This window comes from Pontibacter sp. LHS2, assembly GCF_058932845.1.
This window is the reverse complement of record NZ_JBZYWG010000002.1, coordinates 729,474-753,768: the sequence shown is the minus strand read 5'-3', so window position 1 is coordinate 753,768 and position 24,295 is coordinate 729,474. Positions and strand designations below refer to the sequence as shown.

Annotated in this window: 23 protein-coding genes; 16 read left to right on the top strand and 7 right to left on the bottom strand. The window is 48.2% G+C overall.

The genetic code is table 11. From position 1 onward, the window contains the following. Positions 1-98 precede the first annotated feature (98 nt). The gene (locus tag AC5FX6_RS11890; RefSeq protein WP_493597272.1) at positions 99-737 is read right to left on the bottom strand and encodes a C40 family peptidase; all 639 of its coding nucleotides are present in this window, start codon (positions 735-737) and stop codon (positions 99-101) included. 72 nt (positions 738-809) lie between these two features. On the opposite strand from AC5FX6_RS11890, the gene AC5FX6_RS11885 reads away from it, so the two are divergent. Next, positions 810-2,213, top strand: a complete 1,404-nt coding sequence (locus AC5FX6_RS11885; RefSeq protein ID WP_493597271.1) for an FAD-binding oxidoreductase — start codon at positions 810-812, stop codon at positions 2,211-2,213. 81 nt (positions 2,214-2,294) lie between these two features. On the opposite strand, the gene AC5FX6_RS11880 is transcribed toward AC5FX6_RS11885, so the two are convergent. Together AC5FX6_RS11880 and AC5FX6_RS11875 are read right to left on the bottom strand one after the other, a co-directional pair. Then, positions 2,295-2,540: a hypothetical protein gene (locus AC5FX6_RS11880; RefSeq protein WP_493597270.1), complete on the bottom strand. Its 246-nt coding sequence runs from the start codon at positions 2,538-2,540 to the stop codon at positions 2,295-2,297. 11 nt (positions 2,541-2,551) lie between these two features. Then, entirely contained in the window at positions 2,552-3,457 is a 906-nt protein-coding gene (locus AC5FX6_RS11875; protein ID WP_493597269.1) for an alpha/beta fold hydrolase, read from the bottom strand. A 583-nt stretch (positions 3,458-4,040) separates the two neighbouring features. On the opposite strand from AC5FX6_RS11875, the gene AC5FX6_RS11870 reads away from it, so the two are divergent. After that, the gene (locus AC5FX6_RS11870; RefSeq protein WP_493597268.1) at positions 4,041-5,393 is read left to right on the top strand and encodes a UDP-glucose dehydrogenase family protein; all 1,353 of its coding nucleotides are present in this window, start codon (positions 4,041-4,043) and stop codon (positions 5,391-5,393) included. 1 nt (position 5,394) lies between these two features. Then, positions 5,395-6,360, top strand: a complete 966-nt coding sequence (locus AC5FX6_RS11865; protein WP_493597267.1) for a UDP-glucuronic acid decarboxylase family protein — start codon at positions 5,395-5,397, stop codon at positions 6,358-6,360. Positions 6,361-6,435: 75 nt separating this feature from the next. Here AC5FX6_RS11865 and AC5FX6_RS11860 read toward each other — a convergent pair whose 3' ends face one another. Then, entirely contained in the window at positions 6,436-7,680 is a 1,245-nt protein-coding gene (locus tag AC5FX6_RS11860; protein WP_493597266.1) for a tetratricopeptide repeat protein, read from the bottom strand. A gap of 112 nt (positions 7,681-7,792) precedes the next feature. Between AC5FX6_RS11860 and AC5FX6_RS11855 the strand changes: the two genes are divergently transcribed. The 12 genes from AC5FX6_RS11855 (at position 7,793) to AC5FX6_RS11800 (ending at position 20,418) form a co-directional block, all read left to right on the top strand. Further along, positions 7,793-8,707 carry a M20/M25/M40 family metallo-hydrolase gene (locus tag AC5FX6_RS11855; RefSeq protein ID WP_493597265.1) on the top strand — a complete coding sequence of 305 codons (915 nt, stop codon included), beginning with the start codon at positions 7,793-7,795 and terminating at the stop codon, positions 8,705-8,707. A gap of 31 nt (positions 8,708-8,738) precedes the next feature. Next, positions 8,739-9,662 carry an O-fucosyltransferase family protein gene (locus AC5FX6_RS11850; RefSeq protein WP_493597264.1) on the top strand — a complete coding sequence of 308 codons (924 nt, stop codon included), beginning with the start codon at positions 8,739-8,741 and terminating at the stop codon, positions 9,660-9,662. Positions 9,663-9,937: 275 nt separating this feature from the next. Beyond that, a complete protein-coding gene (locus AC5FX6_RS11845) occupies positions 9,938-12,184 on the top strand; it encodes a sodium-translocating pyrophosphatase (RefSeq protein ID WP_493597263.1) in 2,247 nt (748 codons plus the stop codon). A gap of 98 nt (positions 12,185-12,282) precedes the next feature. Beyond that, positions 12,283-12,825 carry a hypoxanthine phosphoribosyltransferase gene (gene hpt / locus AC5FX6_RS11840; RefSeq protein WP_493597262.1) on the top strand — a complete coding sequence of 181 codons (543 nt, stop codon included), beginning with the start codon at positions 12,283-12,285 and terminating at the stop codon, positions 12,823-12,825. 106 nt (positions 12,826-12,931) lie between these two features. Next, positions 12,932-13,522 (top strand): adenylate kinase, encoded by a 591-nt coding sequence (locus AC5FX6_RS11835; protein WP_493597261.1) that lies wholly within the window; start codon positions 12,932-12,934, stop codon positions 13,520-13,522. Positions 13,523-13,632: 110 nt separating this feature from the next. Further along, on the top strand, positions 13,633-14,625 hold the full coding sequence (gene obgE, locus AC5FX6_RS11830) for a GTPase ObgE (RefSeq protein WP_493597260.1): 993 nt from the start codon (positions 13,633-13,635) through the stop codon (positions 14,623-14,625). A 167-nt stretch (positions 14,626-14,792) separates the two neighbouring features. Then, positions 14,793-15,359, top strand: a complete 567-nt coding sequence (locus tag AC5FX6_RS11825) for a nucleotide exchange factor GrpE (protein ID WP_493597259.1) — start codon at positions 14,793-14,795, stop codon at positions 15,357-15,359. A 3-nt stretch (positions 15,360-15,362) separates the two neighbouring features. Then, the gene (dnaJ, locus tag AC5FX6_RS11820; protein WP_493597258.1) at positions 15,363-16,514 is read left to right on the top strand and encodes a molecular chaperone DnaJ; all 1,152 of its coding nucleotides are present in this window, start codon (positions 15,363-15,365) and stop codon (positions 16,512-16,514) included. Positions 16,515-16,707: 193 nt separating this feature from the next. Further along, on the top strand, positions 16,708-17,619 hold the full coding sequence (locus tag AC5FX6_RS11815) for an ABC transporter ATP-binding protein (protein WP_493597257.1): 912 nt from the start codon (positions 16,708-16,710) through the stop codon (positions 17,617-17,619). Then, positions 17,612-18,949 carry an ABC transporter permease gene (locus AC5FX6_RS11810; RefSeq protein ID WP_493597256.1) on the top strand — a complete coding sequence of 446 codons (1,338 nt, stop codon included), beginning with the start codon at positions 17,612-17,614 and terminating at the stop codon, positions 18,947-18,949. Before AC5FX6_RS11815 ends, AC5FX6_RS11810 begins: the two co-directional genes overlap by 8 nt. 90 nt (positions 18,950-19,039) lie before the next feature. Continuing rightward, a complete protein-coding gene (locus AC5FX6_RS11805; RefSeq protein ID WP_493597255.1) occupies positions 19,040-19,927 on the top strand; it encodes a ChaN family lipoprotein in 888 nt (295 codons plus the stop codon). Between the two features lie 11 nt (positions 19,928-19,938). Next, complete coding sequence (locus AC5FX6_RS11800; protein ID WP_493597254.1) at positions 19,939-20,418, top strand: hypothetical protein; 480 nt, start codon at positions 19,939-19,941, stop codon at positions 20,416-20,418. Positions 20,419-20,530: 112 nt separating this feature from the next. Here AC5FX6_RS11800 and AC5FX6_RS11795 read toward each other — a convergent pair whose 3' ends face one another. Further along, complete coding sequence (locus AC5FX6_RS11795; protein ID WP_493597253.1) at positions 20,531-20,878, bottom strand: HesB/IscA family protein; 348 nt, start codon at positions 20,876-20,878, stop codon at positions 20,531-20,533. 155 nt (positions 20,879-21,033) lie between these two features. On the opposite strand from AC5FX6_RS11795, the gene AC5FX6_RS11790 reads away from it, so the two are divergent. Beyond that, positions 21,034-21,567 (top strand): DUF7935 family protein, encoded by a 534-nt coding sequence (locus AC5FX6_RS11790; protein WP_493597252.1) that lies wholly within the window; start codon positions 21,034-21,036, stop codon positions 21,565-21,567. A 30-nt stretch (positions 21,568-21,597) separates the two neighbouring features. Here the strand turns inward: AC5FX6_RS11790 and AC5FX6_RS11785 are convergent, their stop codons facing one another. Together AC5FX6_RS11785 and serA are read right to left on the bottom strand one after the other, a co-directional pair. Then, on the bottom strand, positions 21,598-22,050 hold the full coding sequence (locus AC5FX6_RS11785; RefSeq protein ID WP_493597251.1) for an acyltransferase: 453 nt from the start codon (positions 22,048-22,050) through the stop codon (positions 21,598-21,600). A gap of 57 nt (positions 22,051-22,107) precedes the next feature. Beyond that, complete coding sequence (gene serA, locus AC5FX6_RS11780) at positions 22,108-24,000, bottom strand: phosphoglycerate dehydrogenase (protein ID WP_493597250.1); 1,893 nt, start codon at positions 23,998-24,000, stop codon at positions 22,108-22,110. Positions 24,001-24,295: the final 295 nt, after the last annotated feature.

Genomic DNA, 24,295 nt, shown 5'->3' with positions numbered 1-24,295 from the left:
AAGTGTTATCAATACCAGCAAGGCATGAAATTACACTCGAAACTGAATGGTCTTTGGTTCGACTTGCAGTGAAAATATGTATAGCGGTATTAGAACTGCTATTCATCAAAAGGCCGCACCGCCTTGATAAAGATCTTTTGCCAGTAGTCAGCGTTAAGGTTGTTTTCTATTACTCCGAGAGAAGTGGAGGCATGTATGAATCTGACCTCATTGTCGTTGATCACCTCAGTTACCATACCTACGTGTGTGATTTCCCGGCTAAACTTGTTTGCACCGAAAAACACGAGGTCCCCTTCTTTCAGTTCTTTCACCTTTACGGTTTTGCCAAAGCGGCTCTGCTCTTCAGATGTGCGGGGCAAGTTTACGTTAATGCTTTGGAAAGACGTGCACAGCAGGCCGGAACAGTCCATACCTACCCGTGTGGTGCCACCCCATTTATAGGGAGTGCCCGTATAGGAGCGAGCTGTCTGTATGACGGTAGCCACATGCTCGTCGAGGCGTCGCGGGTTAGGAACGTTGGTCCGACTGGTGCGGTCCTTGGAGGCCACATTGCCTTTACCGCCATTACGGGCGGCTATTTTGGCTCTTTTGCGGGCTTGTCGTTTTTCCTCGGCTATCTCTCTGGCAGACTTGTAAGTGTCGCCACGTTTACTGAATGTAGGCTTCACTGACTGGCAGGAGGCCATCAGCCCAATAAGAAAGATAAATAGTAGGTAACTGGTAAATGATGTTCTCAAAGCGTAACTTGGTAACTAATGGCTAAAAATTTGTCAGGCTTGCTAAATTAAGCATAAGCTATTTAATATAAAATGAATTTCAACAAGATAACCCCGAATTTGGTGGAAGCTTTCACCGCCATAGTCGGGCAGCAGCACGTGATTCTCCCTGCTGACCAGGAAGGTATGCTGCGTTATACCCACGACGAAACAGAGGATCTGCGTTACCTTCCCGAAGTGGTACTCAAACCTAAGAACGCAGAAGAAATAAGTCGTATTATGCGTCTATGTCACGAAAACTGTATACCTGTAACCCCTCGTGGGGCTGGTACAGGTCTGAGTGGCGGGGCGCTGGCTGTACATGGTGGTGTAGTGCTATCTATGGAGCGGCTCAATGCCATTGTCACTATTGATGAGCGCAATCTGCAAGCCACCGTGGAGCCGGGCGTTATTACCCAGGTATTTCAGGAGGCTGCGATTGCCCGCGGCCTTTTTTACCCACCTGACCCCTCCAGCCGCGGAAGTTGCCAATTGGGAGGTAACCTGAGCGAGTCTTCCGGAGGACCAAGGGCTGTTAAGTATGGTGTCACCAAAGATTATGTACTGAATCTGGAAGTGGTGCTGCCAACAGGTGAGATTACCTGGACCGGAGCCAACGTGCTCAAAAATGCTACAGGTTACAACCTGACGCAGCTGATGGTCGGAAGCGAAGGTACCCTGGGTATCATCACCAAGATCGTATTCCGGCTTATACCTTACCCGACCCAGAACCTGGTGCTGCTGGTGCCTTTCAGAAAAGAAGAGGAAGCCGCCGCTGCCGTGTCCAGAATATTCACAGCAGGTATAGTGCCCTCTGCACTGGAGTTTATGGAACGAGAGGCCATTGAGTGGACTTGTCGCTATATGGATCTGGACGTACCCATGGCTGCCGATGAGCGGGCACACTTGCTCATCGAACTTGACGGCAACGACATGGACTTGCTATACAAAGATGCAGAGCGGGTATACGAAGTGCTGGAGACCTTTGATGTGGGTGATATTCTTGTGGCCGATACTGAAAAACAGAAAGAGGACCTCTGGCGCTTACGTCGTAATGTAGGGCATGCTGTGAAAAGCAATTCTATTTACAAGGAAGAAGACACTGTTGTGCCTCGTGCAGAACTACCCGTGTTACTTCGGGGTGTGAAAGAGATAGGAGAGAGGTATAAGTTTAAGTCTGTGTGTTACGGGCATGCCGGCGACGGCAACCTGCACATCAACATCGTAAAGGGTAGCATGTCAGATGATGACTGGCATAACAAGTTACCCGAAGGTATAAAGGAGATTTTCAGGCTGTGTGTTTCGTTAGGGGGCACTATATCAGGTGAGCATGGCATTGGTCTGGTGCAGCGTCCTTATATAGGTATAGCCCTGAGCGATACCCAACTACGGCTTATGCAGGGTATAAAGCAGCTGTTTGATCCGAAAGGCATCCTGAATCCGGGTAAGATATTCTAGAAAAAGAAAGCGGCAGTCCTATAATGGCTGCCGCTTTTTTATATAAAGTAGGCCAGGGCAGACCCTGACCGTTGGTGTATATCAGGATTTCTTATCATTTGCTGGCTTTTTGTCTTCCAAGGCTTCATCCATTTGTCGCAGGGTATCCCATGACTGCAGCAGGTTACGTGGCGACTCGTGTAATTTGGGCACTGAATTATCAGCCTGCTCTCCCTTTTGCTCACCTGTACTCATATTGTAGAGCTCGCTTTGGGCTTGGTTGGCCTTTTCTGTCGCCTGGTGACTGCGAAACAGGGCCTCTTTTAAGGTTTTATCGGGTTCCGTCATAATCGCTAGTTTTAAATTTGGTTATTGTGTAATATCTTTTCCTTTTTCTTGACTTCTTCTTTTATAAAGTTGCTCACATACCGGGCCACATCGTCGGCATGCTCTTCCATCAGAAAGTGTCCGCTATCTTCAAAGTGCAGCACATAACACTCATGGAAAAACTTTTTCCAGCGCTGCAGGGCGTCGATCTTAACAAGTTTGTCGCGCTCTCCCCACAGTATAAGAGTTGGAATGTCCTGAATCTTTTTACGCTCTTTCCAGAGTTCATCATACCATTTGCTCACCCCAACCAGTTCACGGGCACAGGCCAGTGAACTTACCGTATCATCCGGGTCGCCTAGTGCACGTGTGTATTGCTCCTTTAGCTTTTCAGGCATTTTGCTTTCCTGCCCGAACAATTCGTGCACTAACTGATCGGTGGTGAGGTTTAACTTAGAGTGTAGAAACTTGCCTAAAGGTCCCACCAGGTATTTACTGGCTTTCGAGAACACCTGATGATTTGACAGAGACCAGGTCCAGGTGTTGAGCATGACGATGTTGTGGACCCTGTCAGGGTGGTTGATTGCATAGGCTAATCCGATTGGTGCACCAAAGTCATGCACAAGCAGGGTGATTTTGCTAAGCCCGAGGTGCTCCATCAATTGCTCAAAGTTAGCGGCATGGGCTCTGGGCTTGTAACTCCAGTCCTTGGGCTTATCTGACAGGCCGAAGCCGATCAGGTCCAAGGCGACGCAACGGTACTTTTTACTGAGTATCTTGATCAGGTTTCGGTAGGCAAACGACCACGAGGGCGTACCATGGATCATAACGATTGGATGTCCCTCTCCTTCATCGATATAATGCATTTTGCCAGCTTCTAATTCCAGGAATTTGGATTTGAAGGGATATTCTTTGGTGTCCAGCCAGTCTGGTTTCATAGGTGACTCAGGGTGTTAACTACCCTTATCTATACTTGAGACTGCAACTCAGGTTGTTAAGAAAAGTAAAAATATATCCGATGTATCTAAATGTGGGGCAATGTACCTTGGTGTAGGTATAACTGAGAATATCATAGCAACACAGGCTGTCGGGCAGGTATAGCGGTGCTGCCTATTTATTTTAATTTTTCAGGATTTGCCGCAACTCTTTTGTCCTGATCAAAGTAAGACAAGGCGCCGGTTCGCGGCATTTTGGAGGAAAAGCACAATAATGTGATCAGGATCTCTGTTAGGCTTAGATGCCAACATAAGTTACCAGATTCAACTCCTTCTAAAAAAATGTTTAATTTTGTCTTTTAATAGTATGTGTTTCATGGGGAACATCCCTGTGCTGCCATATTTGTTTTTATCAAAAGGCAGACGGTAGGTGCACTAATTGACGTATTGCTCTAACTAAGTGCTTTCCCCTTTTAAGGAGAGGTGGTTTTAGAGCAGGTAACAAGGTGTGCTTTCGGGTTCATTGATAAGTCATATTGAATTTTTTAAAAACGCTAAGTTTGTACTTCATTAATAATATTTACCTATGAGAATAGCTGTAGTTGGCACCGGTTACGTGGGCCTGGTGACGGGCACCTGCTTTGCCGAGGTGGGCATTGACGTGACCTGCATTGACATCGACCAGAAGAAGATAGACAACCTCAAGCAGGGCATCCTGCCGATTTACGAGCCGGGCCTTGAGGAGATGGTGACGCGCAACGCGCAGAAAGAGCGCCTCTCCTTCTCCACCGACCTGGCCACCAGCGTGCAGGGCTGCCAGGTGGCCTTCATCGCCGTGGGCACGCCTCCGGGCGAGGACGGCTCGGCCGACCTGAAGTACGTGCTGGCCGTGGCCCGCGAGATCGGCCGCTCCATGACCGACTACCTGGTGGTAGTGACCAAGAGCACCGTGCCGGTGGGAACGGCGGCCAAGGTGCGCAACGCCATCCGCGAGGAGCTTGAGGCCCGCGGCGCCGACATCGCCTTCGACGTGGCCTCCAACCCGGAATTTTTGAAGGAGGGGGCCGCCATCGACGACTTCCTCAAGCCCGACCGCATCGTGGTGGGCGTGGACTCCGAGCGCGCCGAGCAGGTGATGGCCAAGCTCTACAAGCCCTTCCTGATGAACGGGCACCCGCTCATCTTCATGGACATCCCGTCTGCCGAGATGACCAAGTACGCGGCCAACGCCATGCTGGCCACCAAGATCAGTTTCATGAACGACATCGCCAACCTGTGCGAGATCATGGGCGCCGACGTGAACATGGTACGCAAGGGCATCGGCTCTGACGCCCGCATCGGCAACAAGTTCATCTACCCGGGCATCGGCTACGGCGGCTCGTGCTTCCCTAAGGACGTGAAGGCCCTGATCAAGACGGCCTCCGAGAACGGCTACCAGATGGAAGTGCTCCAGTCGGTGGAGAACGTGAACGAGAAGCAGAAGTCGGTTCTCTTCAACAAGATAACAAACTACTACGGCGGCGAACTGGCCGGCAAGACCTTCGCCGTGTGGGGCCTCTCCTTCAAGCCGAAGACCGACGACATGCGCGAGGCGCCGTCGCTGGTGATCATCGAGAAGCTGCTCGAGCAGGGCGCCAAGGTGAAGGCCTACGACCCGGTGGCCATGAAGGAGGCCAAGCACTCGCTGGGCGACCGCATCGAGTACGGCAAGGACGAGTACGAAACGCTGATCGACGCCGACGCGCTGCTGCTGGTGACCGAGTGGCCTGAGTTCCGCTCCCCGAACTTCGCGGTGGTCAACAAGCTGATGAAGGACAAAGTGGTCTTTGACGGCCGCAACATCTACGACGCCAAGGAGATGGAGGAGAAGGGTTTCACCTACTTCGGAATCGGCATCAAGCAGGCCCAGGTGGCCCAGCAAACTAAAGCAACTGTATAGTATGGCCAGAAAAAAAGTATTGGTAACGGGCGGAGCCGGCTTTCTTGGCTCCCACCTGTGCGACAGATTCATAGCCGAGGGCTACCACGTGATCGCGATGGACAACCTGATCACAGGCAGCCTCGAGAACATAGAGCACCTTTTCAAGCTGGAGCAGTTTGAGTTCTACCACCACGACGTGTCCAAGTTTGTGCACGTGCCGGGTGAGCTGGACTACATCCTGCACTTTGCCTCGCCGGCAAGCCCGATCGACTACCTCAAGATTCCGATCCAGACCCTGAAGGTAGGATCATTGGGTACGCACAACCTGCTGGGTCTGGCCAAGGCCAAGGGCGCCCGCATGCTCATCGCCTCCACTTCGGAGGTATACGGTGATCCGCTGGTGCATCCGCAGAGTGAGGACTACTGGGGCAACGTGAACCCGGTGGGGCCGCGTGGCTGTTATGACGAGGCCAAGCGCTTCCAGGAGGCCATGACCATGGCCTATCACATGCACCACGGTCTGGAGACACGCATCGTGCGTATCTTCAACACTTACGGTCCGCGCATGCGACTGGACGATGGCCGCGTGCTGCCTGCTTTCCTGAGCCAGGCCCTGCGCGGTGAGCCGTTGAGCATTTTCGGTGACGGTAGCCAGACACGCTCCTTCTGCTACGTAGACGACCTGGTGGAAGGCATCTACCGCCTGCTGCTGAGCGACTACCCGCATCCGGTTAACGTTGGCAACCCGTCTGAGATCACCATCAAGCAGTTTGCCGAGGAAATCTGCAAGCTGACCGGTGTGGAACTCAAGGTAGAGTACCAGCCGCTGCCGACAGACGACCCGCAGAAGCGCCAGCCGGACATCAGCAAAGCCAAAGAAGTGCTGGGTTGGGAGCCAAAGGTGGATCGTGCCCAGGGTTTGCGGAAAACACTTGAATATTTTAAGCAAAAAGTAAAAGTGCCAACTGAGCATGTAGTAGACTAGGTTCGAATCATACCTATAAACAAAAGGCCCTGACAGATTTACTGTCAGGGCCTTTTGTTTATAGGTATAGGCAAGCTAAATTTTCTTATGCGCCTTCATAAAGTCCTTCGCCTCTTTGTTAGCGGCGTGCTTCTTATCAGTAGTTTCTAGCACGATATTATAATAACGCTTAGCAGTTTTAAGCTCACGTTCCTGTTTGGCAATTCGGGCAAGGTTCAGGTATGAGTTGACGAAGTAGCCAGAATCACGCTCATTGCTTATTTCAGCGTATGTGATAGAGCTTTGGTAATAAGACTTTGCCTTTTGGAAATCGCGGTACTTGTTCTGATTGATATAAGCCAGGATATAAGAAGCATAACGCCCGCTAACAGCTTCGTAGCCCGGCATACGGCGATCAATCTTGCTCAAGATATCGAGGCATACCCGCTCCGCCATGGTAAAGTGGCCTTGTACAAAAAGGGCACGGGCATAAAAACGTTGGAAGTAAGCATTGTTAGGATATTTCTCTACAAGCCCCTTTACCAGGTCCAGGGCCGCCTCCATGTTTCCTTCCTCGTTGGCATAGATTTTCATGAGGAAGAACTTCGCCTCTGTGCCGGTATAGAAACCGTTGTTTGCAACGTAACGCAGCTGTTTTATACCTAGCCGCTTATCACCGCTCGGGAAAAAGGCCAGGACAGGGCGCAACATTTTATAATTTTCGTGAATCCAGATGGAGTAGTAGTTGAAAAGTGCCTCCCCAAACAGAAACTCAGGACTCAGGCCGTTACCAGCTTTAGCTTTCTCCAGATACTCCAGTGACCGCTTGCTGGCAATGGTTGCCTTACGCCAGTTACTGCGCTCCGAATGTAAGCGTCCGGCAAAACCATTGGCAGCAGATAAGAAAAAGGCCGCCTCGTAATCTTTGTTATTTTGATCATAGAGTTTCTCGGCTTTCTGGATAGTTGAATCCATATAAGCGAAAAACAAGTCATCGTACTCCAGCGTTTGGATGTTGGTGGGAACAATTTTCCACCACTGGCTCAGTCCCATCAAAAAATAGGGAAGGGGATGGTGAGGATAGCGGCGGCGTAAAGATTTAAATTGCTTTTCGGCTAGCTCATACTTAAAGTTGTACATGTTGTCCACGGCGCCCTCCAGTTCGTACTGGATGTCTTTATCCATGAGCAGCATACCTTTGATGTTACCAGCAGATGGAATTACCTCCACCGATTGCATTGTCACTTCTCGTATGGCTGTGTCGGACTGCGCCTTAGTACCTTGCCCTAAAGCAAAGTTTGACAGGATGATACCGAGAAATGCAAGTACAATCTTCTTCATAGATAAAAAAGGAAAATCCGGCGTGTCGTGCTTAAAGCACCCTTGTCTGGTAAACAGGTAATAAAAGTACAACAATTATATTAATTTTGAATTGATACAAAAGAAATATTGAATGAAACTTCTAAAACAGCTCTGCAGCATACACGCACCGTCCGGCAACGAGAAAAAACTAACCGATTTTCTGCTTAACTACATTGAAGAACATAAAGTTCAGTGGAAACAACAACCTGTTGTAGTTTATGGGGAGGGTTTTCAGGATTGTATTTTGTTAATATTCGGAAAGCCCCGTGCCGCGATATTTGCACACATAGATTCTATTGGGTTCACAGTACGCTACGGCAAGCAGTTGGTGAAGATAGGTGGGCCTGACTTAGAGACAGGCTATACCTTGGTAGGCGAGGACTCGCAAGGGAAGATCGAATGCACACTGGAGTTTGATGAAGAAGAGCACGAGATTAGCTATAATTACGAGCGCGAGATAGAAAGAGGAACTGAGCTTGTATTTAAATGTGATTTCAGGGAAACAGAGGAAACCGTGCAATCGTGCTACCTTGATAATAGACTTGGGGTATGGAGCGCTCTGAAAGTAGCTGAGATATTGGAAAATGGCATCATCGCATTCAGTAGTTGGGAGGAGCATGGAGGCGGTTCTGTGGCGTACCTGGCCAAGTATATTGCAGAACGCTATGGAGTTCATCAGGCACTTATATCGGATATTACCTGGGTAACGGAAGGTGTAAAGCCAGGAGAGGGCGTCGTAATCTCTATGCGCGACAGCCTGATACCCCGTAGGTCTTACGTGGAGAAGATCATTGGTATAGCCAAAGCGTCCGGTATACCTTATCAGCTAGAAGTGGAAGGTTCAGGAGGAAGTGATGCGAAGGAACTGCAGCATGGTCCATACCCGTGGGATTGGTGCTTCGTAGGAGCCCCAGAGGATAATGTGCACACGCCAAATGAAATTGTGAACAAGAAAGATATCGATAGTATGGTAGCGTTATACCGGGAGTTAATGGAGAAGTTGTAGAGACAATGACATCGGGGAGGCTTGAAAAATCATGAAGCAACAGACAGGAGAACTGCCTAAGGAAAAGCTAATTGAAATCAGTAAGGGTGGAGTATATACTATCTGCTGCTTTGTGAGTGACTGTCCTTGTGAGAAAAAGAGTACTCCCTGCCCTCGCGGCTTTTTCTCTTTATTTATTCAGGCAGTTTACGGTATAGAGATTGCAAAACGGCATGGAGTACCCTATTATGTAGATTTCGGAAATCATAGTTACCTCTATACTGACCCTGCTAAAACTGATCAAAACTTCTGGAACTACTACTTTGAGCAAGGAGGTGTTGAATCCTCACGCTTAAATAATGCAAAGTTTGTAAGAAATTCCTTGCATGAGGTGTACCCGTTCAGGATATGGAACCGATATCACTTTGTGAAGTTACATCGATTAGTTGTCAGTGAATTGTATTTCAGTGATGCATTGGAGAGGCATTTTGAAGAAAAAAGGCTTTTCTTTAAATCACACAAAATTCTGGGTGTGCAGATTAGGCGTACCGATCATGGGCAGGAAATCGAACAAGTCAGTTTAGACGTGTTTATAAATCTAATTGATCGTAAGTTAGATAAGTTCGACTACTTATTTGTAGCTACTGACGATAACAAAGTAATTGAACTGTTATCTCAACGCTATACCAATAAACTGATGTACAATAAGGCTATACGGTCAAATAATACTGAGGCTGTTCATTCAAATCTTAATATAAAAAACAGGTGTGAATTAGGGCAGGAGGCACTGATAGACTGTTACTGCTTATCGCTTTGCACGCATTCAATCCTGATTCAATCTAATATATCTTACGCATCATTACTATTTAATCCAAAGCTGTCTTACACATTGCTGGAGAAAGGTAGTTTAATGTTGAAGTTGAAAAGATTACTGCAGTTTTATTTAGATAAAATTAGGATGAAAGTCAGCATGTGAGAATGCAGTTGACAATATTCTGCACAAAAAGCCCACTCTAAACAGTGGGCTTTTTGTGCTTTAAAAGCAAATAAGTTCATGCCACGGCGGTACAAACGCGATGAGCAGGCGGCAATTGCCGCAAATAGTTAAGTTATAGGGGAATACCTGCTAAGGTATACAGAAAGCTTTGGGAGCAAATATTTGGAAAAGTCAAACGTATAAGCTTTCTTTAATAGCTATATATAGCGATTTTCAGAAACTCAACCCTTATTAACAAAATTAACTCTTATTGAATGGAAACTATTCTCTACGCAATTCCTGGATTTGGTCTGGCGGCCCTCCTGTATACCTTTATCAGGTCGGCTTGGGTAACGAAGCAAGAAGCAGGTAACGAACGCATGACGGAAATAGCCCGTCACATCTCGGATGGTGCCATGGCATTTTTGAAAGCAGAGTATAAAGTGCTCTTCTACTTCGTAGTCATAGCTAGTATTTTTCTTTTCTATTTAGGCTACACCGGTGAAAACTCACACTGGACCATTGTCATAGCCTTTATCATTGGAGCTCTCTTCTCGGCAATTGCTGGTTTCATTGGTATGCGCATTGCTACCAAAGCCAACGTGCGGACAGCGGAAGCAGCCCGCACCAGCCTTTCACGTGCCCTGAATGTATCTTTCGCAGGTGGCTCGGTGATGGGTATGGGCGTAGCAGGTCTGGCAGTGCTTGGCTTGGGCTCACTCTTCATTGTGCTATTCTACTATTTTGTATACAGCGTGAATGGCAACGTCAACGGTCACGAAATGGAAGTGGCGCTGGAGGTGCTTACTGGTTTCTCACTGGGTGCTGAAAGTATTGCCCTTTTTGCGCGTGTGGGTGGTGGTATTTATACTAAAGCAGCTGACGTAGGTGCAGACTTGGTAGGTAAAGTGGAAGCAGGTATACCGGAGGATGATCCGCGTAACCCAGCTACTATTGCCGACAACGTGGGAGATAACGTAGGTGACGTGGCAGGTATGGGAGCCGACCTTTTCGGTTCTTATGTGGCTACTATATTGGCAACCATGGTACTTGGCCGTGAAGTGGTGTCTCAGGACAACTTTGGAGGCATGGCACCCATCATACTTCCAATGTTCATTGCGGGGCTGGGCATCGTGTTCTCTTTGATTGGGATGCTATTTATTCGAGTAAAAGAAGGCGGTAACGTACAGGCGGCGCTTAACCTGGGTAACTGGATCTCGGTAGCCCTGACGGCAGTAGGAGCCTATTTTGCGATTCACTGGCTGCTGCCTGAGAATATGAACTTGCGTAACTTCGAATTTACTTCAACCGGTGTGTTCATTGCCGTGATCGTGGGTCTGGTAGTAGGCACGCTTATGAGTATCATTACAGAGTACTACACGGCTATGGGCAAAGGCCCTGTCAATTCTATTGTGCAGCAGTCCTCCACAGGGCATGCTACCAATATCATCGCTGGTTTGGCGGTAGGTATGCACTCAACGGTTTTGCCGATCATCGTGCTGGCCGCTGGTATTGTGCTTTCCTATGCCTCAGCGGGTTTGTATGGTGTGGCGATTGCAGCTGCCGGTATGATGGCCACTACCGCTATGCAGCTGGCTATTGATGCGTTTGGTCCTATCGCTGATAACGCCGGTGGTATAGCTGAAATGAGCGAGCTTCCAAAAGAGGTGCGCGGGCGTACTGATATTCTGGATGCGGTGGGTAATACGACTGCCGCTACTGGTAAAGGATTTGCAATCGCTTCTGCCGCTCTTACTTCACTAGCCCTGTTTGCGGCTTTCGTAGGTATAGCCGGCATCGATTCTATTGACTTGTACAAGGCACCTGTGTTAGCTGGTCTGTTCATTGGCGCCATGATTCCGTTTATTTTCTCAGCACTGTGTATTGCAGCAGTAGGACGTGCGGCTATGGCCATGGTGCATGAAGTGCGCCGTCAGTTCCGCGAGATTCCGGGTATTATGGAAGGTACTGGCCAGCCAGAGTATGAGAAATGCGTAGCCATCTCTACAAAAGCAGCTATCCGCGAAATGATGCTGCCAGGTGCTATCGCCCTGATCGTACCGGTGCTGGTGGGCTTCGGATTCAGAGATGTGTTTGCAGATACGCCTTCAGCGGAGATCCTGGGTGGCTTGCTGGCTGGTGTAACTGTGTCGGGTGTGCTGATGGCGATGTTCCAGTCTAACGCTGGTGGCGCCTGGGATAATGCCAAAAAGTCGTTTGAGAAAGGCGTAGAAATCAATGGCAAGATGGAGTATAAAGGCTCTGACGCTCATAAAGCCTCTGTAACGGGCGATACAGTGGGTGATCCGTTCAAGGATACATCCGGCCCGTCCATGAACATCCTGATCAAGCTGATGTCGATCGTATCGTTGGTTATCGCGCCGCACATTGCCTTGGAGCGAACCCCTGCTATACCTGAAGAGCCGAACCTGAATATGCAGCTAGAGCAGGAGGCACCCTCTACTGTGCAGATCATCAACCCTGAAAATACTGTGGTAATTGCTGGTATAACAGCAAGATAACCATCACAAAACTTCTAAGTATAAATAAGCCCAGCCATGAGGTTGGGCTTATTTTTTATTATCCGTACCTTTGTTTACCAACTAGACCTATACGCTATATGGAGCCCCGTACAATTACGCTTCACGACTGCCAGTTCAGTACTTACATGTACGAAGAAGAAATTATCGCACGCATTGTAATGCTGGCCGAGCAGCTTGAACAGGACTACGCCGGCAAAAACCCGCTGTTTTTGGCTGTTTTGAATGGCTCATTCATGTTTACCGCCGACCTGATGAAGCGCATCAATATGCCATGCGAGATCTCATTTATCCGGATGTCATCTTACCAGGACATGCAAAGTACCGGCAAAGTGAGAGAAGTACTGGGCCTGACCGAGAATATTGAAGGGCGTGATGTAGTGATCATTGAGGACATCGTGGACACTGGTCATACCGTAAACGCTTTGCTGCAGCAGCTCAACGAGAAACAGCCTTCTTCTATCGAAATCATCACTTTGTTGATGAAGCCAGAGTGCCTGCAGCACCAGCTGGAGGTGAAGTACGTGGCCAAGGCTATTCCAAACGACTTTGTGGTTGGTTACGGACTGGATTACAATGGCTTGGGCCGCAACCTTCGCGATATTTACAAAATCGTCTCCTAGGGAGTCTGGGGCGAAAAGAGTGGCCAGGAGTTTGGCGCAACTCGAAAAATATTGAATAATACATCGATTTTATACTTAAATTTGTTTTTTATCATAAATCAAAGATATGCTCAACATAGTTTTGTTTGGCCCTCCTGGTGCTGGTAAAGGTACGCAAAGCCAAAAGCTGATAGATAAATATAACCTGATCCACCTTTCGACAGGTGATTTGCTTCGTTCAGAAATTGCCGCTGGCACAGAACTGGGAATGAAAGCTAAATCGCTGATGGACAACGGTCTTCTGGTGCCAGACGAAGTGGTAATCGGCATGATCGAAAACAAAGTGAAAGAGCATAGCCACGCAGGCGGTTTTATCTTTGACGGCTTCCCACGCACAGTGCCACAGGCTCAGGGACTGGACAAACTTTTGATGGACCACGGCACAGAAATATCGTGCATGATCGCATTGAAAGTAGACGACGAAGAGTTGACCAAGCGACTTTTGTTGCGCGGTGAGACTTCTGGCCGTCCGGACGATCAAAACGAAGAGTTGATTCGCAAGCGCATTCAGGAGTACAACACTAAAACCACGCCGGTAGCTGATTACTACGCCGGGCAAAACAAATTCTGTGCAGTGGACGGAATCGGCGAAATCGAGGAGATTTTTGAAGAACTGTGCAAGCAGGTGGACTCCCTGAAAGAGAAGCAGAAGAAGTAATCTTCTTTAAAGCTTTTTTAGATTGAATACAGAAGGTATAAGCAGGCCGGAACTCAAATGCTCCGTACTTGCTTATACCTTATAATTTATACCTATTAGCATTACCTACTTTGGCCCAATCCAACTTTATTGATTACGTAAAAGTCTGTTCCCGCTCCGGTCACGGAGGCGCTGGCTCAGCGCACCTGCACCGAGATAAACGCACTGCCATGGGTGGTCCCGACGGTGGTGATGGGGGCAGAGGAGGCCATATTATCCTACGTGGCAACTCGCAGCTGTGGACCCTGCTGCATTTGCAGTACCGCAAGCACGTGATTGCTGAGAATGGCCAGAATGGCGGTCCTAGTCACTCCACAGGTGCACAAGGCAAAGACGATGTGCTGGAAGTTCCACTAGGAACAATCGCCCGCAACGCCGAAACCGGCGAGTTCATGTGCGAGATCACCGAAGACGGGCAGGAAATTATCCTGACACCTGGCGGCCGTGGCGGACTGGGCAATGCGCACTTTAAATCGCCTACTAACCAGACGCCGCGCTATGCGCAGCCAGGTGAGCCAGGTATAGAGGAGTGGGTGATTCTGGAACTGAAGTTACTGGCTGACGTTGGTCTGGTAGGTTTCCCGAATGCGGGTAAGTCTACCTTGCTTTCAGTCGTATCAGCGGCTAAGCCAAAGATCGCCAACTATGCCTTTACCACGCTGGAGCCTAACTTAGGGGTAGTTGCTTACCGCGATTACAGATCCTTTGTGATGGCAGATATACCTGGTATTATCGAGGGGGCTTCGGAAGGAAAAGGCCTTGGTCTGCGCTTCCTGCGCCACATTGAGCGTAACTCCATGCTCTTGTTCATGATATCATGCGACAGCCCGGATATAGCAGAGGAGTACAAGGTGTTGGTGAACGAGTTGCAGACTTACAATCCCGAACTGCTGGACAAGAAACGCATTCTGGCTATCACCAAGACGGATATGATCGACGATGAGTTAGAAGCGGAAATGCGCGAGACTTTGCCGAAGGATATTCCAACGGTGTTTATCTCGAGCATGACGCAGAAGAATATCACACAGCTAAAAGACATGATCTGGTCTGCGCTTAACTCATAGTCACGGCAGCCAGTTTGAGAATACACATCGGTAGAGGCTGCAAGGCTTACTACCGATTTTTTTTGAGGTGAACCAACCAAACAAATGCCAATCTGACACAAAAGTAGAATTGGCAAGACAATTGAAAAGACAAAGTAGACCTATCAACCTATAATTCTTAAGGCATTATGTCAGAGAAAGATATTAAGAAAGAGCAGGAAAACGCTGAATTAGAGAATAATACTGCCAATACAGAAGAAACTAACGGACAGGAGCAGGCCGAAGAGACAGTAGAAGAAACTGGCTCTGAGAGCAAGGCTGAAGCCGAACTGGCAGAGATGAAAGATAAGTACATCCGCCTGATGGCAGAGTTTGAAAATTTCAGACGCAGAACAGCCAAAGAGCGCGGTGAATTGCTTAAAACAGCGAACGAAGACCTGATGAGCGAACTGCTGCCAGTGCTGGACGATATGGAGCGAGCCCGTCAGTCGATGGAGGCAACTAAAGACGTAGATGCGATGTTGCAGGGCTTGGAGTTGGTGTTTCATAAGCTGAAGCACGTGACACAGATCAAAGGTTTGAAGACAATTGTGATCAACGCTGGTGATGATTTCGACAGCGAACTGCACGAAGCGATCACACAGATTCCGGCGCCATCAGAAGAACTGAAAGGCAAAATAGTAGATGTAATCGAGAAGGGCTATACCTTGAATGAAAAGGTAATCCGCTTCGCGAAAGTTATAATAGGAGCTTAAGCAATGGCTAAGAGAGATTATTACGAGGTTTTAGGTGTAAGCAAAGGGGCGAGTCCGGAAGAGATCAAAAAAGCTTACCGTAAACTCGCTATCAAGTTTCACCCCGACAAAAACCCCGACGACCACACGGCGGAGGATAAGTTTAAGGAGGCGGCTGAAGCTTATGAAGTACTGAGCGACCAGCAGAAGCGCCAGCGCTATGACCAGTTCGGTCATCAGGGCATGAACGGCGGCTTCGGTGGCGGAGGTGGCATGAACATGGAGGATATCTTCTCCCAGTTCGGAGACATCTTCGGTGGAGGCGGCGGTGGCGGCTTCGAGAGTTTCTTTGGCGGTGCAGGTCGTCAGGGTGGCCGACGTACCCGCAAAGGCAGCAACCTACGTATCAAACTAAAACTCAATCTGGAGGAAATTGCCAACGGCGTTGAGAAGAAGATAAAAGTGAAGCGCTATGTAGCGTGTAGCACCTGTGGGGGCAATGGCGCCAAGAATGGTACTGAGATGCAGACTTGCGGCTCTTGTCAGGGCTCAGGTCAGGTACGCAAGGTCGTAAACACGATGCTGGGCCAGATGGTGAGCACGGCGACTTGCCCTACCTGTAACGGCGAAGGCCGTATCGTGACCAAAAACTGCGAAGCTTGCCACGGCAGTGGACGCGAGCTACAGGAAGAGGTAATCACGATCAATGTGCCGGCTGGCGTAATGGATGGCATGCAGCTGTCGATGAGCGGCAAAGGCAACGTGCCGGAACGTGGTGGTGTACCGGGTGACTTGCTGATTCAGATTGAAGAAGAAGAGCATCCAAGCCTGAAGCGTGATGGCAACAACGTGATATTCGACCAGTACATCAGCTTTATCGATGCCGCACTAGGTGCCGAAATCGAAGTGCCGACCATTGGTGGCCGTGTAAAAATCACGATCAAGCCTGGCACACAGAGCGGCGAGATTTTCAGACTGCGTGGCAAAGGCGTGAAAGACATTAACGGTTATGGCAAAGGTGATCAGCTGATCCACATCAACGTTTGGACACCGAAGACATTGAGCAGCGAGGAGCGTGCCATTCTGGAGCGCCTGCGTGATGCCAATAACTTCGCACCACACCCAGGTAAGAGCGATAAAGGCTTCTTTGAGAAAGTGAAAGATTATTTCCAGTAAGCTTTTTAAGCATTAGATAAAAGCCTGCCTTTTCAGTAGAGAAGGCAGGCTTTTTTATTGCTATAATAACATAGCACTCGTATTTGGTATAGCCTATACCTGCGTTAGTCGATTAAGTATAGTGCTTTATTGATATTGCTTGTCACTCAGCCCTAAAAAGGCTATTTTTGAACATACCAAAAGGTTAACAGCATTGAGCATTCTTAAAATAGATGGCGTAACCAAGCGATACGCCAACCACACAGCCCTTGATAACGTCAGCTTTGATATACCAGCAGGCTGCATTTTCGGCTTACTGGGACCAAACGGAGCAGGCAAGACATCCCTCATCCGGATCATCACCCAAATCACTGGTGCCGATACTGGCGAAATATACTTCAAAGGCGAAAAACTGCGACCATCTCATATCAAGGACATGGGTTATTTGCCTGAAGAGCGTGGTCTGTATAAGAAAATGAAGGTAGGCGAGCAGTTGCTATACCTGGCGCAACTCAAAGGCCTGACCAAGGATGAAGCCATCTCCCGCATCAAAGAATGGGTAGCCCGTTTTGAGATAAAGGAGTGGATGAATAAAAACATCGAGGATCTCTCAAAAGGAATGCAGCAGAAAGTGCAGTTCATGGCTACCGTCATGCACCAGCCGTCGCTGATCATTCTGGATGAGCCTTTCTCTGGTTTCGACCCGATCAATGCCAATCTGATCAAAGACGAGATCCTGCGCCTGCGTGATAACGGAGCCACGATTATTTTCTCAACGCACCGCATGGAGTCTGTAGAAGAGCTCTGCGATAACATTGCGCTGATCAACCGTTCCCGTAAAGTGCTCGACGGCCCGGTGCGCGAGATCAAAGACACTTATAAGACCGATACTTACCAGATCATCGGCAATGGGCAACTGCTTATCACATCACCTGATTTCGAAGTGTTGGAGCAGCATGATAACCATGGTGTATTCCGTGCTTCCATCCGTTTGCTGGATGGCGCCTCGCCGAACGACCTGTTGCGTTACCTGATCCAGCGTGTGGAGGTGCACTCTTTTGTGGAGCTCGTGCCGAGTATCAATGACATATTTATCCGAAAAGTAAAAGAAACCTACCATGCATAAGATCTGGCTCATCATACAACGCGAATACCTGACACGCGTGCGTAAGAAAAGTTTCCTCATCATGACCTTCCTGACACCGCTGTTGCTGGCCGCTTTCATGGTGATACCTGCCTGGCTTGCCACCTTCTCTGATAGCGAGGATGTGGTGATGGTGCTGGACGAGTCTGGCATATTTGCAGATAGGCTCGAAAGTAAGCCAGATTTGAAAATCATACCTATTGCTGCGGGCTCCATAGAACAAGCAAAGGTAGCTTATCAGGAGACGGACTATACCGCATTGCTACACATCCCAAAACTCGATCTGGATAACCCAGAGGGCTTTCGACTTTATTCTAAAAAGAACATCAGTCTGCAGGTGAAATTCAGACTGGAGAATATGCTCGAGAAAGAGATAGAAAGCCAGCGCTTCATGGCCTCAGGTATAGACCGCGACATGCTGAACAAGATGAAAGCAAACATCTCTATGCCAACTGTTAATCTGAGCGATAGCGGTGAGCGCGACAGCAACGTGTGGGTAACTTCCGGCGCAGGTATAGTGGGAGCTGTGATCATTTATTTCTTCATCTTCCTGTATGGTGTGCAGATCATGCGCGGCGTGATTGAAGAGAAGACCAACCGTATTGTGGAAGTAATGATCTCGTCAGTGAAGCCTTTTCAGCTTATGATGGGCAAGATCGTAGGTATAGCCGGTGTGGGTCTGACGCAGTTTTTGCTTTGGGTGGTGCTTTCGGCTATTGTAGTGAGTGGTGTGCAAGCGGCCTTTGACATCAAGCCAGCGCCAACGCCAATCGAGCAAATGCAGTCTGGGCGTGCCATGGCGACAGGCGAAGAGGAACCTGCCCAAACAGAAGAGGCAAGCGAAAAGAATACGCTTTCTGAAGTGAGTAGCGCCATCTCTAATCTGAACTTCCCACTTTTGCTGGGCTGTTTCCTGTTTTACTTCTTAGGGGGCTATCTGCTGTACGGTTCATTATTCGGTGCCATTGGTGCTGCCGTAGACAACGAGACCGATACGCAGCAGTTCATGTTCCCGATCACAATACCACTGATCATCTCATTTATCATGTCTTACACCGTGGTGATACAGAACCCGGATGGCCCTGTGGCTTTCTGGATGTCGATTATCCCGCTCACCTCACCGATCGTGATGATGGTGCGTATCCCTTTCGGTGTTCCTGCCAGCGAACTTTTACTTTCAATGGGCCTCCTTATCGTAGGCTTTATATTTACGACTTGGATTGCCTCCAGAATCTACCGCGTAGGTATACTAATGTATGGCAAAAAGATCAACTATAAAGAACTATCCAAGTGGTTGTTCTACAGGGTATAACCTGTTGAGGTATAGATGTGAAATTAGAATAGCTGGTTCTTCGGGGCCAGCTATTTTTTTGTAACTTGATTCTATAAACCCTCCGAGACTATGAATAAGTATTCAATCCTGACTCTCCTACTGCTTATGTACACAACAGGTATAGCTGCCGCCACTGACAAAGACAAACCCGCCTATCAACTCTTTACAGCGAAGGGCAAGGAGGTAAAGTATGGCAAAATGCTGGAAGCGTTACAGAAGGCCGATGTGGTCCTGTTTGGTGAGCAGCACAACGACCCGATCGCGCACTGGCTGCAAGTCGAAGTAGCCAAAGACTTGCACAAGGTGCACCAGCAGAACTTTGCCATTGGCGCAGAGATGTTTGAAGCCGATGTGCAGTTGGTGCTAAATGAATACCTGTCAGGGCAAGTGGCAGAGAATAACTTTGAGCAGGAATCACGGCCGTGGAATAACTACAAAACCGACTACCGACCTGTGGTGCGCTTTGCTAAAGAAGCGGCTATACCTTTTATCGCGACCAATGTGCCGCGCCGCTATGCTGCCATGGTGTCGGGTGGCAGCCTGAAGGCACTAGAAAGTGTATCGGCTAATGCGAAACGTTACATGGCACCATTACCAATACAGGTAGACATGAACCTGCCCGGGTATAAAAATATGCTGGCTATGTTTGGTGGCAGCACGCACGGCAATACCAAGAGTGAAAACATTGTACAGGCCCAGGCCCTGAAAGACGCTACCATGGCACACTTCATCCTGCAACAGGTAAACAGTGGCAAGAAAATGCTGCATCTAAATGGCGCTTACCACTCCGATAACTTTGAAGGTATTGGCTGGTATTTGAAGCAGAGCAATCCGCAAGTCAAGACGCTTACCATCACTACTGTGCTGCAGGAAGATTTGGATAAGCTGACCGAAGAGCATAAGCAGAAGGCGGACTTTATATTGGTCGTGCCGGCAAGTATGACCAGAACGTATTAAGTATATTCTCTATGCTGGTAGCTACATTTTCATGGATGATTTTTATGATATCAGCCTTTATAGGAATTTGTGTTCTCAGCATTCGTGCTATCAAACCTGTACGCGAAAGGTATAGGCTTGAAAAAACAACAGCATGGATATGGGCGCTTCTTTTCATCCCTGTGAGTTCTCTATTCATTTACAACGCGAGTCTTGCTGTCTGGCGGTACTATCCTCATGCAGCGTTTGATCAAGCAGAATGGTTAGCAGATCCCTATAAGCGCTATAAAATGACAGATGACTTGATTGCACAAGAATTGCTTTTAGGTAAAAGCAGGCCAGAAGTTGAGCAATTGCTAGGTATAGCGGGAAGAGAGAATCAAAGAAATATGCACTGGAAATATTTTACAGGCCGTTTGCCAGGTCCATTTTCTTTACAGCCTCATGTAATTGATATTGAGTTTAAGGAGGATACTGTAGCAAGAGTGACGCAATATGTTGATCGCCACTGAGAGCCATAGCCTGATAAACTCAGAATTTCGAAAGGGTTAGGTTTTAAAACAAACAAAGCCCGGCCATAACAGCCGGGCTTTGTCTTTCTACTAAAGAGAAAGAAAGGTATCCTTATGCAGAGAATGAGCTACCGCAACCGCACGTGCTCTTCGCCTGCGGGTTGTTAAACACGAAACCACGTGCATTCAGGCCGTCCTGGAAGTCAACTTCCATACCCAACACATACATCGCATGTTTCTTGTCCATGATCAGACTCAAACCGTCCAGGTTATAGATCTCGTCAGAGTCCTTCGGCTTATCAAAGCCTAGTAGGTAGGACATACCTGAGCAGCCACCGCCTTGCACGCCAATGCGCAGGCCGTATTCGGCAGGTACGTTTTTCTCTTGCATTATATTTTTAACTTCAGCGAGTGCTTTTTCAGTAAGCGCTATCGGTGCAGTTTTTGTTTCAGTTGCCATAGTATCGTCATTTGAAAATGGAGCTGCAAGTTACGTAATTACTCGCAATTTTGCTGCGGCTCTCCGTTGTAATAGCTAAACAGATCTATCTGGAAAATGATTCATGCCAACCTAAATTAATTTTTTCCGATATTTAAGGTTCAAAACATACGCAAATGGAAGAGAGCACCGTCATCATACTCGATATACTTAAAATTTCTATACCTGCTATTTTAGTGGCCGCTGTGGCTTATTCTATGCTGAAAAAGTTCTTGGAGCGGGACTATAAGCTGCGTCTGCTGGAGCTTCGTCATAAGAGCGCCGAAGTTGTGACACCTATCCGCTTGCAGGCTTACGAACGCATTGTGCTGTTGCTAGAGCGTATTACGCCAAGCAACTTATTGCTACGTGTAAGTGGCTCAGGCCATTCTGCAGGGGAGTACCATCGCATTCTTCTCACTGAGATTCGCAACGAATTCAATCACAACATGTCGCAACAGGTATACATGACCGAGCAGTCCTGGCAGCAGGTGCGGCACGCCCGCGAAGAAGTCGTAAACCTGATCAACAAATCCTTCCAGAGCCTTGACGAAAAGGCTAAAGGCACCGAACTGGCCAAGCGTATTTTAGAAAACGTCCTCAACAACGAGATCGATCCGACTGCCAGAGCTATCAGCTATCTGAAACAGGAAATCGGACAAGTGTTTTAATCTGAAGCATTTAGCTTCTGTTGGAATATTTTATACCTGAAATCTGATCATCAGCAGGCTGTATAAATAGCGGGTCAGGAAGAAGCATGCGCTAATGATAAGGACATTAGCGCATGCCCGAATACCCCAGGATTTAGTTGAGAGATCCTGCTTAAGCCCCCTTGTTACTAACACACCTATCGCCATCAGCAAAAACCAGATGGAGAAGAAAAAGGATACGCGGCCACGAAATATGGTGGTGACTGTATCGTGAAGTAGTCCGCAAAAAATGAAGGTGGTAATGAGCGCAAAAGCAGGAGGGAGGTAATTCTTGAGCGGCTTAAAGATGTTTTTGCCTAAGTAATACCCAAAAATCGGATTCCAGTAAGTCCAGAAAGCTGAAAAGTTCTTGGCGCCAAGTGAGCGGTACAAGTTATTCCGAAGGGAATTAGAGCTTCCTATCGGTACCCCATTCCGCTTTCTGATATATTCTGCTAAAGTCATATGGCTGGTGTGAGTGTGAGGTATACTTTCACTGATTTAGCAGATTGCACTTCTATTTTAATACAAAATCCTGAACTTGATCGTGGCCGGTACCTGCTTCATCTCCTCAATCACTTTCTTATCGTACAGTTTGTCGATGTCAGTGATCACATAGCCGATCTGCTCGTTGGTTTTCAGGTATTGACCTAAGATATTCACATGGTTGCCGGCCAGCACGCTGTTTATGTTGGCGAGTACACCCGGCACGTTCTGGTGAATGTGAATCAGGCGGTGCGCATTCTTGAGTTCCGGCAGTTGGATGTTCGGGAAGTTCACGCTCTGGTAGCTGTTGCCTGAATTGATGTATTCCATGATCCGGCTCGGGACAAAGGTGCCGATATTCTCCTGCGCTTCCTGTGTGCTACCACCGATGTGTGGGGTCAGGATGACATTAGGCAAGCCACGCAGTTCGCTCACAAACTCTTCATCGTTAGTAGCTGGCTCGTAAGGATACACATCCACGGCAGCGCCATGTACTTTACCGGATTTAATTGCTTCTACCAGTGCAGGCAAGTCCACGATATGCCCGCGACTCAGGTTGAGGAAAATGGCTCCGTCCTTCATAGCGGCAAACTCTTCCTGCCCGAACATGCCCTTATTGCTGGTACGGCCATCCACGTGGAGACTTACAATGTCTGATATCTCCAGTAGTTGTTTCAGCGATTCACATTTACGAGCATTGCCGAGCTGCAGGCGTTCGATCACATCATAGTAATACACGACCATACCCAGCGCCTCAGCCAGCACTGACAGCTGTGCGCCGATGCTGCCGTAGCCTATTATACCCAGCTTTTTATCACGAATCTCTACACTACCTGTAGCCGATTTATCCCAGATGCCTTCGTGCATTTTAGTGCTTTTATCGAAAGCATTGCGGCAAAGCATAATGATCTCACCGATGGCCAGCTCCACCACGCTGCGGGTGTTGCTGTAAGGGGCATTGAACACGGCCACGCCGGCATCGAGGCAACTGCTTAAGTCAATCTGATTAGTCCCAATACAAAAAGCGCCGATGCACATCAGTTTATTGGCATGCTCGAGTACCCGCTTGGTTACCTGTGTTTTAGAACGTATACCTAGCACCGACACATTTTTAATGCGCTCACACAGCTCATCTTCACTCAAAGCACCCGATACGGTTTCGATCTGATAACCTTCCCGCTTAAATAACTCCACAGCCTTAGGGTGCACATTCTCCAGTAAGAGCACCCGAATGCGATTTTTAGGGTAGGAGATCGCCATCGGCAATTTGTGCTGGTATAGAAACTCGTCCAGACTTGGGGCGACATTATCGGCTTTGGCGACCACACTGTCACGCACCACATTCTCGGTGAAGGCATAGAACTTATTGGCCAGTCCCGCTTCCTTGATTTCGTAATCTGTATACCCATCACCCAGCACGTACACATCGCCCTCCAGGGCCAATTCTTCGAGTAGCTTGATCTTACCGCGGTCCAGACTCAGCAGATTCTCTTCATCAAATCCAACAATGTTGCCCTGTTCATCAAACTTGAAAGTATTGGCATAGATGTTCTCCTCCTTAATGCCGTACTCGGTCACGATCGGGGTGATGAACTCCTTAAAACCACTTGATACAATCAGGATGTTATCGGCGTAAGTTTGGAAGAACTCCTTGTTGCGCCTGATAGAATCAGAAACACGCTTTTGCAAAGTCTGAATCAGAGCCTTCAAATGCTTGCGGTTCGCTTTGAGCAGCGCCAGACGTTTGGACAAGCCTTCTGTAAAAGAACTCTTTCCCTCCATGGCACCATTGGTCAGGTCCCGTATCTGCTGTAAAATCTCAGCCTTGTTTTCCTCACCTTCGAGTGTTATTTCGCCCAACTCATCAAGCGCCTCTACCTGCGTAAAGGTGCTGTCGAAGTCGATGATGTAGTACTTATCTTTTGCCATAGTTAGGTAGGGTGAAAGTTCAGTTAAAGTTTGCCCTTGATCGCCTCTGGCGAGTGTGAATTCCGCCATTAGCGACGAAAGACACAAACAGAAGCAGCCAGAGTCCGCCGAATAGTTTACACTTGCCGGAGGTGCACGAGGATGCTGTGGTGTGATGGAATAAAACTCCCTTCCCGAGAAGGGTAGGAATGTTTTTTTATCTTCTGATCCAGATCTCTCTTTACGTCGAGATGACAGTAAAGCATAACCTGATTACACACCAAAGTAAATATAAGGCATAAAAAAATCCGGCAAC